Source organism: Haloarcula rubra, from assembly GCF_019599465.1.
Lineage (GTDB): Archaea > Halobacteriota > Halobacteria > Halobacteriales > Haloarculaceae > Haloarcula > Haloarcula rubra.
The window spans coordinates 313621-326051 of record NZ_RKLR01000003.1; the positions used below are offsets into that span (position 1 = coordinate 313621).

Here is a 12431-nt window from a genome sequence, read left to right on the forward strand (position 1 = left end):
GTCGAACCATTGCTAACCAATGGGTATCGCTGAAACAGTCTCGGATGGCCGACAACTGGCGATAGAGCGGCCGGGTGCTGGTGCCGTCGCCGCCGTCGTCCTCTATCTGGTCGCCGACCTCGCGACGAAACTGCTCGGAACCACGGTGTACGCCCTCGGATTCAGGGTCATGGGTGGGGCACTGACCGTCGGGTCGCTGGCCTCGATGGTGTTAGACGGGTTGCTCGTCGGCCTCGCGGTGGGGCTGGCCGGCATCGGCCTCTCGATGACCTACAGCATCCTCGACTTCGCGAACTTCGCGCACGGTGATACGGTCACCGTGGGCGCCTTCCTCGGCTGGGTCGCCGCGTACGTCACGGCGAATCTGGCCGTCAGCGCACCCCTGACGGACCTCTTCCTGTTCAACGGCGGCGCCCAACTGAGCGCGTCCGCCTCGTGGGTGCTCGTCCTGTTCGGCCTCGTCGTCGCCGCCGTCGGCACCGTCGCCGTCGTCCTCGTCGTCGACCGCATCGTCTACCGCCCCATGCGTGACTCGGGCAACATCGCCCTGCTCATCGCCTCTATCGGGGTAGCACTGGCGCTTCGGTACCTCGTCGCCTTCGTCTTCAGCACGCAGACCAGCGGCGTCGCCACCAGCGGCACGCGTCTCCAGTTGTTCGCCGGGGTCGCCATCACGGACAACGAAATCGCGCTCCTCGTCGTCGCCGTGGTCCTGATGCTCGGCGTCCACCTCCTGCTCCAGCGGACGAAACTCGGGAAGGCGATGCGGGCGATGGCCGACAACGAGGACCTCGCGCGCGTCACCGGCATCCCGACCGAACGGGTCGTCCGCCTGACGTGGGTGCTGGGCGGCGCACTGGCCGGGACGAGCGGCTACCTGCTCGTCCTGGAGAGCGGGACCATCTCGTTCAACTTCGGGTGGATTCTCCTCCTGCTCATCTTCGCGGCCGTCATCGTCGGCGGCATCGGCTCCATCTACGGCGCGATGGCCGGCGGCGTACTCATCGGCCTCGTCGACAGTCTGGCGCTCATCTGGCTCCCGTCGGGACTGACGCGGGCCGCCGCCTTCGCGGTCCTCATCGTCGTCTTGCTCCTGCGCCCGTCTGGCATCTTCGGGGGGGTGAGCACGGCATGAGCGGTTTCGAAGACGTTCGCGACAGACTGGAGGCGCTCCCCGACGCCGCGCTCGTCGTGTCGTTCCTCGTCGGCATCTGGCTGCTACTGACGCTGCTGGCCTTCGCCGTCGGCGGCGCGCAATCGGCCAACCTCGCCGCCGGGTTCGTCGGCAGCGTGACGGTGCTCGTCGGTGCCTACGCCATCCTCACGCTGGCGCTGAACCTCCAGTGGGGGTACACGGGACTGTTCAACATCGGTATCGCGGGCTTCATGGCCGTCGGCGCGTACACGACGGCCATCCTGACGGCGCCGGTAGACCCCGGTGCGGGCGGCGTCCCGGGCTTCGGCCTCCCGCTGTTGGTCGGCCTGCTAGGTGGAATGGTGATGGCCGCCATCGTCGGCGCCATCGCCGCCCTCCCCGCGCTCCGGTTGCGCGCGGACTACCTCGCCATCGTCACCGTCGCGCTCTCGGAGATTATCCGCCTGTTCGTCAACTGGGGCGGCGTCGCGGAAGTCGAAGTGTTCGGCAAGCGGTTCGGGACGGGTGGCGCGACCGGCATCTCGTTCAAGTCGCCCGACGAAGTCGTCGCGACGCTCGTCAACGGTCCCGGGCAACCGCTCGTCGCCGCCGCCGAGAGCGTGGGCATCTCCGGGCCGAACGTCGTCAACATGGCCTACGGTCTGAGTCTGCTGGCCATCGCGGCCGGGAGTTACTGGGTCCTCAGTCGGGTCTCGGACTCACCGTTCGGGCGCGTGTTGAAAGCTATCCGGGAGGACGAGACGGTCACCCAGTCGCTCGGCAAGGACACCCGCCTGTTCAAGATAAAGGCGTTCATGATAGGGTGTGCGCTGATGGGGTTGGCCGGCGCGCTGTTCCGCGGCGGCGCTGGCTACATCAGCCCCGCCCAGTTCCGGCCGGTCATCACGTTCTACGTCTTCGCGGCGCTCATCATCGGTGGCTCCGGGTCGAACACGGGGAGCATCCTCGGCGCGGCGACGTTCTCCGCGTTGCTGTTCTACCTCCCGGCCCGGCTCGGCGAGTACTTCCCGACGTTCGGCCGGAGCGCGCCCGGCAACGTCTTCGAGGCCATCGCCGCCCTCGGGTCGCTCGACCCGACGCCGCTGGTCGCCTACACGGTCGGGAACATCAGTACGCTCCGGTTCGTCCTCATCGGTGCCGTCCTCGTCTACATCATCCAGAACCAGCCAGACGGATTGCTCGGCCACCGCAACGAACCAGCCGCGAGCGTGGACCTGAGACGACCCCGGTCCGCCGACGGAGGTGAGACGGATGAGTGACGCCGAGACGGTCGAGCGAACGATGCCGGAGAGTGACGTTCCCACCACCAGCGACGCCATCGACTCGCCGCTGCTGGAAGTCGACGGACTCCGCAAGCAGTTCGGCGGGGTCACGGCCGTCGACGGCGCGTCGTTCAAGGTCGCCAAAGGGTCCTTCACCGGCCTCATCGGGCCGAACGGCGCCGGGAAGTCGACGACGTTCAACTGCATCACCGGCATCCACGAACCGACCGCCGGGACCGTCACGTTCGACGGTCACGACGTGACAGGGCTGGCGCCGTACACCCTCGCCAAGCGGGGCCTCGTCCGCACGTTCCAGATCGCGCGCGAACTCTCCGAGATGACGGTGCTGGAGAACGTGATGCTGGCGCCGCCGGGCCAGCTAGGTGAATCGGCGTTGCGGTCGGTCGTCCCGGGCCTGCGCGAACGGGTCCAGCGCGACGAGACCGAAGTCGTCGAGGCGGCGTGGGAGACGCTGGAGTTCTTCGAGATAGACCACCTCGCCCACGAGAACGCCGGCAACCTCTCGGGCGGCCAGCGGAAACTGCTGGAGATGGCCCGCGTCCTGATGACCGAACCGGAGATGGTGCTACTGGACGAACCGCTGGCCGGCGTCAACCCCACGCTGGAGGAGAAACTGCTGGACCGAATCGACGAACTGCGACAGGACGGACTGACCTTCCTGCTGGTCGAACACGACATGGACGTCATCATGAACCACTGCGAACACATCATCGTCATGCATCAGGGACAGGTCCTCGCCGAGGGCGACGCCGACACCATCCAGTCGGACGAGCGCGTTCTCGAGGCCTATCTGGGAGGTGACGTATGAGCCAGCAGGCCCAGCGGTCCGCCGACGCGTCGCTACCTGACCCCGCCGAGAGCCTGCTCGCGGTCCGCAATCTGGACGCCGGCTACGGGGACCTGCAGGTGCTCGAAGACGTGCACATGGACGTCGCCGACGGCGAGTACGTCGTCATCGTCGGCCCCAACGGCGCGGGGAAGTCGACGGTGATGAAGTCCGTCTTCGGCCTGACGACCTACATGGGTGGGTCGGTCGTCTTCGACGGCGAGGACATCAGCCAACGCCGCCCGGACGAGATTATCCACGAGGGTATCGGTTACGTCCCGCAGAACGACAACGTGTTCGGGTCGCTCACGGTTCGCGAGAACCTAGAGATGGGCGCGTACATCCTCGACGAAGTCCCCGAGGACCAGATTCGGACGATATACGACCGGTTCCCCATCTTAGAGGAGCGCTCGACCCAGAAAGCCGGGACGCTCTCTGGCGGCCAGCAGCAGATGCTGGCGATGGGGCGGGCGCTGATGCTCGACCCGGACCTGCTCTTGCTGGACGAACCGTCGGCGGGGCTGGCACCGGACCTCGTCGCGGAGATGTTCGACCGCATCGACGGCATCAACGACGACGGCACCGCCGTCCTGATGGTCGAACAGAACGCCAAGGAGGCGCTGCGGCGCTGTGACCGCGGCTACGTCCTCGTGCAGGGCCAGAACCGGTATCAGGACGACGGCGACGTCCTGCTCGCGGACCAGCAGGTCAGGCAGGACTTCCTCGGCGGCTAGAACGTCGAAGGCGGACGCGCCGAGTTACTGGTTCAGCGCGCTGTTTATCTGTGAGGTGTAGGATGACTGCTGAGATTCGAATCCCACCTGCTGGACGACGCTCCCGTCCTGGTTCTCGAACGCGTCGACGAAGGCCTGCTGGAGCGCCTGCCCGTAGCTGTTGTTCAGGTACAGCGTCGAGGCCGTCGACGCGCCGAGTTCCTCGGTCGCCAACTGCGCGAGCACCTGCCCCTGCAGGGCGTCGCTCGGCGGCGTCCGGAAGACGAAGTCGTCGTCTTCGAGAGTGGTGATGGCCGGCGAGGTGGACGCGGGCGAGCACCCGACCACCTGGTTGTCAACGAGGACGTTGTTCGCCACCTGAATCGTCGCTTCGGACGAGGCCGCGCCGGTGATGGACGGGTAGCCGGCGCTGACGAGCGAGTTCGCCGCGTTGACGGCGGCCTGTGCCGTCGACTGGGTGTCACCGACCTGCGTGTCGATGCTCTGGTCGATTTGGTCCCGGAGCTGAATCGCCGGCAACAGCGCGGCGTCACGAATCGCCTGCCCCAGCGGACCGAGGTCACCGGTCTCCGGCTGGAGGACGCCGAGTCGGACCGTCCGGTCGGCCCCGCTACCGCTCCCGGACGGTTCCGGTTGCGCGAGGTCGGCGTTCCCACCGAAGTCGATGGTCTGTTGGGTCTCGACGCCGCTCTGGGTGAAGCCGAACACCTGATACTGCGCGGAGGTGATGTCGCCGGCGTCGTCGAAGTTGACGTTGCTGGACGCCCCCTCGTACTGGATGTTCTCGCCGGCGGCCGCCGCTTCGGCCGCCTCGGGCAGTTCGGACGGCGTGTACGTCGTCCCGCCGGGGTTCGCGACGACCCGCATGTGGTCGCGAATCGCGGTGCCGTCGTTCTCGCCGGCCATCAGGTTGGCCAGAATCTGGACCGCCGAGGCGTCGTACGCCTGCGAGGTGAACACGCCGGCCTCGTCGTAGTCGAACTCCGACGTGAACAGGTTCGTGAACGTGTCGACGCCCGGACCGGCGGCGGACGGCGCCGACCCGGTGACGTTGGACATGTCGTTGCCCACGTCGCCGGGAAGACTGCCGTCCTGTAGCCCGTCGGTCACGAGGATGTCGACGGTGTCGTCGCCGTAGTCCGAGTAGTAGTCCTTGAACAGCTGGACGCCGCTCTGCGGGTAGCCGACCACCATCAGGACGTCGGGCGTGTCGGCACCGCCACCGCCGTCACTCCCGCCGTCGCCGGTGGTCCCGCCGTCGCCGCCGTCTGTACCGCCGTCACCACCGTCGCCGCCACCGCCGTCGCTCGGTTCCGTCGAACACCCGGCGAGGCCGACCAGACTCAGGGTACTGAGCGCACCGGTACGCTTGAGGAACGTTCGTCTACTGCTATCACGACTCATATCTATCGTTGTTTGAACCCACTAGTAGAAATATGTTGCCCGTGCTGGGACGCTGGACGGCGGCGTGATGCGGAGCAACGGCGGGCCCGGTCTGTCGGGTCGCAGACCTGTCAGGGTGCGAGGCGGTTCTTCCGGTTCTTCATCTCGCGTTCGTAGTGGTCGAACGTGATGGGGCACCACTCGCCCGCGATGTCGAGGAGTTCCTCCGTCATCTCGCGAATCTCCCACTGTGCGTCCGCGGCGGCGCGCATGTCGGCGACGTGCATCAGCATCCGCGCGTTCATCGACATCACGATGTTGACCTTCGTCCCGATAGGGAGGACGAACCGGGCGTCCTCCGGTGGCATCCCGAGGTCGAGGAGTTCCTGATAGGACTCGACGGCGTCCTCGATGGTGTCACGGAAAATCTCGGCCCGTCGCTCGACGTCGGCCTCGTCGACGGCCCCTTGCTTCTGGTTGCGGCCGACCCACTCGGGGTCGGTCGCCGACGGCGGGACGACGACCATCTCGCCATCCCGGACGTCGGCCGGGTCGACGTCGTCGAAGGAGACGTACCGCATCGACTGGACGTCGAAGGAGACGTGGCGGTGGCGCGTAATCTGTGCCATACAGGAGCGTGAGACGCCCTCGATGGCGAACGTTATCTGGGGGTGCTCGAAGGGGCCGAAGTGGCCGTGGTCCAGCAGGTGGCCGATGAGCGTCTCCTTCTTCTCTTCGAGCGTGTCGCCCTCGACCGTCTCCATCGTCGCTTCGATGGACTGGCCGCCGACGAACTCCGCGCTGTAGTCGTTGCGGGCGGCCTTACAGACGAGGTCCTCGGGGTCCTCCGTGGCTTCCAGCAGCGTGACTTCCATACCGGGAGGGAACGCCGGAGGGTCAAAATACTTGCTCCCCACCGGTCAGAACGGACGCGACGCGTCGCTCCGACGGGCGCTTCAGATGCGCTTCCAGTCGGTCGGTTCGCCGGCGAGGCCGAGGACGCGCGACTCGCGCCCGCCGCCCTCCGCGTCCCGAACCTCGATGAGGCCGTCGAAGGCCTGCTTGATGACCTGAATCGTCTGCTGGTCGTGGGCCCCCGAGTCGATGGTGAACACGCCGATGTAGTCCGCCGCGTCGAGTCGCGAGGAGAGGACGTGGCAGAACTTGAACACCGTCTTCTTGTCCGTGTAGGTGAGCATCGTCGACAGCGAGATGAGGGCGAGTCGGCCACGGTCACGGCCGGAGTTGTGCAACCCTTCGAGCGTCTTCGTGATGCCGATACCGATGCCCGTCAGGTCGCCCGGCGACGACACCTGATGGACGTACGCACCGTCGACGGAGCTGCTATCGGACCCGCCCTCGCGTCGGCAGTCGACGACGCCGAGTTGTGACTCCTCCAGTTCCGGGACCCGTTCTCGGAAGTCCGCGACGACGTCGGTGGCGTCGTCGCTCGTCGTCACGACGACGGTGCCGTCCCCCTCGCGAGCGCCGTCGGCCAGTATGTCGTAGGCCAGTCGTTGCTTCCCGGTCATCGCGGGGCCAGAGATGAGGATGCTGGACCCGGGTCGGACCTCTGACAGCGCGTCGAAATCGAGTACAGATGAGAGGTCGTACATGTCTTCCGTCACCTCAGTTCTCTTCGCCATTGCTCAGTCCACGCAGTGTCGCGATGAAGTCGTCGTCGTCCTCGATGCCACCGAGGGTGTCGGAGAGGCCCTCCCGCATCTCCGCCACCTCCGCCTTGAGTGCGGCGTACTCCTCGCTGTCGGCCAGTTCCGCGTTCGACTTCGTCGCTTCCAGCGTCGCCTGCTTCTCGACGAGTGCGTAGTAGTCTTGCAGGAGCGAGTCGTACTCGGAGCGTTCTAAGAGATTCGATACCGTGTCGTGGAGTTGTTCGCTCCGAATCGGCTTCGAGAGGTACGCGTCGAACCCCATCTCGAGGATGTCGAAGTCCGGTTCGACGGCCGTCACCATCGCTACGCGACAGCCTAGCTCCCGTTCGCGGATTCGACTGAGCACCTCGTCGCCGGAGAGCCCGGGCATCATCCGGTCCAGGAGGACGACGTCGACTGTCTCGTCCAACAGTTCGAGCCCTTCGTCACCGTTCTGGGCCATCCGGACCTCGTAATCACCTTCCAACCACAGTTTGTACGTCTCGGCGACGTCCGGTTCGTCTTCGACGATGAGCACGACTGGCGGGTCCGAGTTCGACATACTGTTCTTACTGTCCCCGTTTTAGTACCCACATACATAGCCCTGTGGGTGCGGACGCGAGCGTGCGCGTCGAACCGGTGTCGGGTCGGGGTAGCCGCGGAGCGACACCGACATTGCCGACCACCGTCAACGGAGGGCCATGATACGCAATCTGGCCCGTGGCGTCCAGTCGTTCACGAGCAACACCTTCCTCGTCACGGGGGACCGAACGGTCCTCGTCGACGTCGGCAACGAGTTCGACGTCGTCTCGAAGGTCGAAGCCACCGCCGACGATTTAGACGCCGTCGTGCTGACACACACCCACTACGACCACGTCGGCAACCTCGCAGACGTCGTAGAGGCCTACGACGTGGACGTCTGGGGGTTCGACACGGACCAGGAGGGAGTCACCCGGCCCGTCGCCGACGACGAGACGGTGACGCTGGGCGACCACGACTACCGGGCCCTCCACACGCCGGGGCACAAGAACGACCACCTCTGCTTCTACTCGCCGACGGCGAACGTCCTGTTCGCGGGCGACCTCGTCTTCGCCAACGGCAGTTTCGGCCGCACCGACCTCGAAGAGGGCGACCGGGAGTTGCTCGTCGAGAGTATCGACCGTGTACTCGACGTCGTCGACGAGGACCTCGGCGAGATGCACACCGGGCACGGCCCCAGCGTCACCGACGACCCCTACCGCGACGTCGAACTGGCGTGGCAGGCCGCCCGCTTCTGAGGCCGCCGACCAAACCTCTTTGTCCGGACGGTGCGTCGATTCGACACATGACGCTCCCGATAGACCCGACGGCGCTCGACGCGGAAGACATCGGCGAGAAGCGAGCGACGCTGGAGATGGCCCACGAGGACGCGATAGAACACGTCCGCGAAGTGTTCACCGACGCCGGGTTCGGCGTCGCCACGGAGTTCTCGCCCTCTGAGCTGCTCAACGAGAAGATCGACGCGGACCGGGACCCGTACTACGTGCTCGGGGCCTGCAACCCGAACATGGCCGACCGGGCGCTCGACGCCTCGGAGAAGCGTATCGGCGCACTGTTCCCCTGTAACGTCGTCGTCTGGGAGGAGGAACCCGGCGTACAGGCGGTGTACCACATCAGCATCATGCGCGCCGCTCGACTCCTCGGGATGGCACCCGACGACGAGGTGATGGCCGACATCGTCGCCGACACCGGCGAACTCGTCGACGAGGCATTCGGTAACCTCGATAGCGTCGAGTGAGACGGCGGTTCAGTCGAACGCCGTCGCCAGCAGTGCGTCGTAGGCGTGGTCGTACGCGTCGGCGACGGCCTCGGGGTCGGCCCGCGTCTCGCCGTCGAGCGCGGGGAGTCTGACCGCGCCCGTCCGGTCGATGAGGTCGACCACGTTGCCGACCCGTTCCTCCAACTGTCCGTCACCGGGGCTCCCGGTGGCAATCTCGCAGGCCTTCGCGTAGCGCTGGCCGTCGTAGAAGCGGGCCCGGCCGGGTTCGACGACGGCGACGGCGTCCGGTTCGAACCCGTCGAGCGGCCGGGCTACGTCGCCGTAGGACTCGACGACCGCTCTGTCGGCGTCGGCGATATCCCCGGCCACGTCGTCGAGGGCCTCGGCGTGCATCACACCCATGAGGTCGTTGAAGTCGGGAAGCGAGGTGACCCGCGGCGCGTCGGCGACCGGGAGCGAGTCTTCGACGGACTCCGGCAGGTCGACGGTCCCGTTGACGACGAACTCGCCAGCCCCGTCGCGGCCGCCGACGCGGTCGACGACGAACTGCCGACGGTCGCTCCCGAGGATGCCCGTACCGGCGCCCGGCGAGGGGTGCCAGAGTCGGTGAATCGGATTGATGGCCTCGGGACGCACGTCGCCCGGCGACGCGTCGGCTAGTCGCTTGGCGTCCTTGCCGAACAGTCGTCCCTGTTCGGTCGCGTACCGGTAGTCGTCGTGGTCGAACCAGTAGTTGTTGCCGGCCCGCGGCTTGAACCCGCGGGCGCCAGTGTGGGCCAGCAACCCGACTGAGAACGTCGTCTTGCCGGCGTCGACGCGGTCGGCACCGGCCACGAGGAGCTTCATCTGTCGTCGAGACCGTAGAGGCCGACCACGTCTTCGGCGTCCGGTTCGGCGAACACGAGGTCGTCCTGATAGTAGATCATCCACGGGATGGCCCAGTCGATGAAGACCGACTCGTTGAAGTCGCTCAACTCGGCGTCGACCGGGAGCCCCTGCAGGAGGCGTGCGAGTTCGGGAATCGTGTACAGCAGGTCCGGGTCGAGGATGTCTGCGGGTTCGTGCAACTCGAAGGCGCGGACGTCGTCGAATTCGGCCTTGTCGGCTGGCATAGCCGCCGCTACGCCGAGGGGGTGGGTAAATCCCTCGAACCATCCAGAACCACTTTATCGGTAGAGTTCTAGTAGTTGCCAGATGGTCTCGCTGTTCGTCGTCTACGCGTTCGTCCTGCTTGCCACCGCGGTGTTCGTCGCGGCGGTCGGCGGGTACGCGTGGGAACGACGGGACCGGACTGGCGCGACGCCGCTGGCGGTTCTCCTGGCCGGTCAGTCCGTCTGGTGTGTCTGTGCGTTCGCTGCAATCGCCACACGCGGTACTCGCTGGGCGCTCCTCTGGTCACGCCTCTGGTACGTCGGCATCGTCATCGTGGTGGCCGGCCTCTTCGTCTTCGCTCTCGCCTACACTGGAAACGACCAGTACCTCGGTCGATGGACGTACGGAGCGCTCGCCGTAGAGCCAGTCGTCCTGATCGGTGTCGTGGCATTCGACCCGACCCCGCTGCTCTACACGGTCCTCGGTCCGTCCGAGACGGCGATGATAGGGTGGGAAGTGGTGTCTGGCCGCTTATTCTGGGCTCACGCGGCCTACTCGTACGCACTGGTCGGGGTTGCGAGTACACTCATAATCAGATCCGCGCTCTCGAGTGACTCGATGCGGCAGAAACAGGTCGTCGGACTCGTCTTCGGTATCTTCGCGCCGTGGATCGGAAACGGCCTCTACCTCTTCGGTGACCTCGGGTTCGACCCGACCCCGCTCGCGTTCTCCGTCACCGCAATCGCGCTCGCGTGGACTGCCCTTCGGACCGACTTCCTGGATATCTCTCCGGTCGCCCACCGCGAGGTAATCGAATCCCTGAACAGCGCCGTCTTCGTCGTCGGGACAGACGACCGAGTTATCGAGGTGAACGACAGCGGCCGCGCGCTACTGGGCGAGTCCGTCACGGTCGGTGACGACATCCGGACGGTGCTCGACCAGTGGCCGGCCGTCCGTGAGCAATACGAGTCCATCGTCGACAGCGTCGAACGGAGGGAGATGACGATGGAACACAACGACCGCTACTTCACCGTCGAATCGTCGCCTCTGTACGACGACCGTGGCGACCCGCTTGGCCGAGTCTTCCTCGTCCACGAAATCACGGAGCAGAAGGCTCGCCAGCGCGAACTCGAACGCCGGAACCGGCAACTAGACCAGTTCGCGAGCGTCGTCTCACACGACCTCCGTAACCCGCTGAACGTCGCCAGCGGAAGTCTCGCACTCGCGGAACAGACCGGCGACCCGGAGCATTTCGAGCGCGTCGAGCGCGCCCACGACCGGATGCAGCGACTCGTCGACGAAGTGCTCGCACTGGCCCGCGACGAGACGACGCTGGAGGCCGACTCACTCTCCCTCTCGGAGCTCGCGGAGTCGGCGTGGGAACACGTCGACACCGGCGACGCGAATCTGGTGGTCGAACGAGACCGTCCGCTCGTCGGTGACAGGGACCAGTTGTTACGCCTGTTCGAGAACCTGTTTCGAAACAGCGTGGAGCATGGCGGCCCGGCGGTCACCGTCACCGTCATCGGGACGGACGACGGGTTCGCCGTGGAAGACGACGGCCCGGGCGTGCCGGCGGACGAACGAGACGAGGTGTTCGACCACGGATTCAGCACCTCGTCGTCGGGAACCGGTCTCGGACTCGCTATCGTCGACCACGTCGCGGCCAGCCACGGGTGGACGGTACGGGCGACAGAGAGTCCGGCCGGCGGGTTCCGAGTCGCGGTCACAGAACTCGACGGCGCGTTGGTGACGACTCCATCTCGGTGACCGAGTCGACGAGCCGTCGGCTGGTCGGCGTGCGCGCGATAAAAAGTGCGGGTGAGGAGCGTTACTCGAAGTGACCGACCGCGGTCTGGTACTGCGATGCGACCTCGTCCCAGTCGACGACCTCGAAGAAGGCGTCGATGAAGTCGCCGCGGGCCGGACCGTAGTCGTAGTAGTACGAGTGCTCCCAGACGTCGAGCGCGAGGACGGGATGTGCGCCCCAGAGCGCGCCCTGGTCGTGCTTGTCGACCGCGACGTTGCGGAGCTGCTTCGCAACGGGGTCGTAGACCAGCAGCGCCCAGCCACCGGCGGCAGAGGCAGCGGCCTCGAACTCGCCCTTCCAGCCCTCGTAGGAGCCGAAGTCCTCCTCGATACGGGCCAGCAGGTCGCCCTCGGGTTCGCCGCCACCGTTGGGGTCCATGTTCTCCCAGAACAGCGTGTGGAGATAGTGGCCACAGCCGTTGTGGGTCACGTTACCCAGCGCACCGGCGGACGAGGAGAAGTCTCCCGACTCGCGGTTCTCTGCCAGCGTCTCTTCCGCCGACTCCAGCCCGTTTACGTACCCCTGATGGTGGGTGTCGTGGTGCCACGTGAGCACCTGTTCGGAGATGTGTGGCTCCAGGGCGTCGTAGTCGTACGGAAGCGGTGGCAGCTCGGGTTCGGAGTGTTCGGACATATGAAATCGCCTCCACATGAACGGTGGTGCGGCCGACTGTTAAACGTTTAGGAGCCGTATGATACCACACCGCAGGGAGACACCAGCGGCAGCCCGATAGGCC

The 12431-nt window shown here is 66.2% G+C and carries 14 protein-coding genes; 7 read left to right on the top strand and 7 right to left on the bottom strand.

Going from position 1 to position 12431, the window contains the following annotated elements:
• Positions 1 to 19 precede the first annotated feature (19 nt).
• The 4 genes from EGH21_RS09835 to EGH21_RS09850 are packed head-to-tail and all read left to right on the top strand — an operon-like array spanning position 20 to position 3999.
• Complete coding sequence (locus EGH21_RS09835) at positions 20 to 1135, top strand: branched-chain amino acid ABC transporter permease (RefSeq protein WP_220618300.1); 1116 nt, start codon at positions 20 to 22, stop codon at positions 1133 to 1135.
• Positions 1132 to 2415, top strand: coding sequence for a branched-chain amino acid ABC transporter permease (locus tag EGH21_RS09840; protein ID WP_220618301.1), 1284 nt, complete (start codon positions 1132 to 1134; stop codon positions 2413 to 2415). The genes EGH21_RS09835 and EGH21_RS09840 overlap by 4 nt, the downstream gene beginning before the upstream one ends.
• 22 nt (positions 2416 to 2437) lie before the next feature.
• On the top strand, positions 2438 to 3247 hold the full coding sequence (locus EGH21_RS09845; protein ID WP_425433302.1) for an ABC transporter ATP-binding protein: 810 nt from the start codon (positions 2438 to 2440) through the stop codon (positions 3245 to 3247).
• Positions 3244 to 3999 carry an ABC transporter ATP-binding protein gene (locus tag EGH21_RS09850; RefSeq protein ID WP_220618303.1) on the top strand — a complete coding sequence of 252 codons (756 nt, stop codon included), beginning with the start codon at positions 3244 to 3246 and terminating at the stop codon, positions 3997 to 3999. Before EGH21_RS09845 ends, EGH21_RS09850 begins: the two co-directional genes overlap by 4 nt.
• A gap of 24 nt (positions 4000 to 4023) precedes the next feature.
• Here the strand turns inward: EGH21_RS09850 and EGH21_RS09855 are convergent, their stop codons facing one another.
• The 4 genes from EGH21_RS09855 to EGH21_RS09870 all read right to left on the bottom strand — a co-directional run bounded on the left by EGH21_RS09855 (position 4024) and on the right by EGH21_RS09870 (position 7596).
• Positions 4024 to 5403 carry an ABC transporter substrate-binding protein gene (locus EGH21_RS09855; protein ID WP_220618304.1) on the bottom strand — a complete coding sequence of 460 codons (1380 nt, stop codon included), beginning with the start codon at positions 5401 to 5403 and terminating at the stop codon, positions 4024 to 4026.
• A 110-nt stretch (positions 5404 to 5513) separates the two neighbouring features.
• Positions 5514 to 6257 carry an FAD-dependent thymidylate synthase gene (thyX, locus tag EGH21_RS09860; protein ID WP_220618305.1) on the bottom strand — a complete coding sequence of 248 codons (744 nt, stop codon included), beginning with the start codon at positions 6255 to 6257 and terminating at the stop codon, positions 5514 to 5516.
• Positions 6258 to 6338: 81 nt separating this feature from the next.
• Positions 6339 to 7028: an RAD55 family ATPase gene (locus EGH21_RS09865; RefSeq protein WP_425433300.1), complete on the bottom strand. Its 690-nt coding sequence runs from the start codon at positions 7026 to 7028 to the stop codon at positions 6339 to 6341.
• The gene (locus EGH21_RS09870) at positions 7012 to 7596 is read right to left on the bottom strand and encodes a response regulator transcription factor (RefSeq protein ID WP_220618306.1); all 585 of its coding nucleotides are present in this window, start codon (positions 7594 to 7596) and stop codon (positions 7012 to 7014) included. The genes EGH21_RS09865 and EGH21_RS09870 overlap by 17 nt, the downstream gene beginning before the upstream one ends.
• Before the next feature lie 139 nt (positions 7597 to 7735).
• On the opposite strand from EGH21_RS09870, the gene EGH21_RS09875 reads away from it, so the two are divergent.
• Together EGH21_RS09875 and EGH21_RS09880 are read left to right on the top strand one after the other, a co-directional pair.
• The gene (locus tag EGH21_RS09875; protein WP_220618307.1) at positions 7736 to 8311 is read left to right on the top strand and encodes an MBL fold metallo-hydrolase; all 576 of its coding nucleotides are present in this window, start codon (positions 7736 to 7738) and stop codon (positions 8309 to 8311) included.
• A gap of 47 nt (positions 8312 to 8358) precedes the next feature.
• A complete protein-coding gene (locus tag EGH21_RS09880; RefSeq protein WP_220618308.1) occupies positions 8359 to 8811 on the top strand; it encodes a DUF302 domain-containing protein in 453 nt (150 codons plus the stop codon).
• Positions 8812 to 8820: 9 nt separating this feature from the next.
• On the opposite strand, the gene EGH21_RS09885 is transcribed toward EGH21_RS09880, so the two are convergent.
• Complete coding sequence (locus EGH21_RS09885; RefSeq protein ID WP_220618309.1) at positions 8821 to 9639, bottom strand: ATPase; 819 nt, start codon at positions 9637 to 9639, stop codon at positions 8821 to 8823.
• Positions 9636 to 9905, bottom strand: coding sequence for a DUF5827 family protein (locus EGH21_RS09890; protein ID WP_220618310.1), 270 nt, complete (start codon positions 9903 to 9905; stop codon positions 9636 to 9638). Before EGH21_RS09890 ends, EGH21_RS09885 begins: the two co-directional genes overlap by 4 nt.
• 82 nt (positions 9906 to 9987) lie before the next feature.
• On the opposite strand from EGH21_RS09890, the gene EGH21_RS09895 reads away from it, so the two are divergent.
• Entirely contained in the window at positions 9988 to 11655 is a 1668-nt protein-coding gene (locus EGH21_RS09895; protein ID WP_220618311.1) for a histidine kinase N-terminal 7TM domain-containing protein, read from the top strand.
• 61 nt (positions 11656 to 11716) lie between these two features.
• Here EGH21_RS09895 and sod read toward each other — a convergent pair whose 3' ends face one another.
• Complete coding sequence (sod, locus tag EGH21_RS09900) at positions 11717 to 12328, bottom strand: superoxide dismutase (protein WP_220618312.1); 612 nt, start codon at positions 12326 to 12328, stop codon at positions 11717 to 11719.
• Positions 12329 to 12431: the final 103 nt, after the last annotated feature.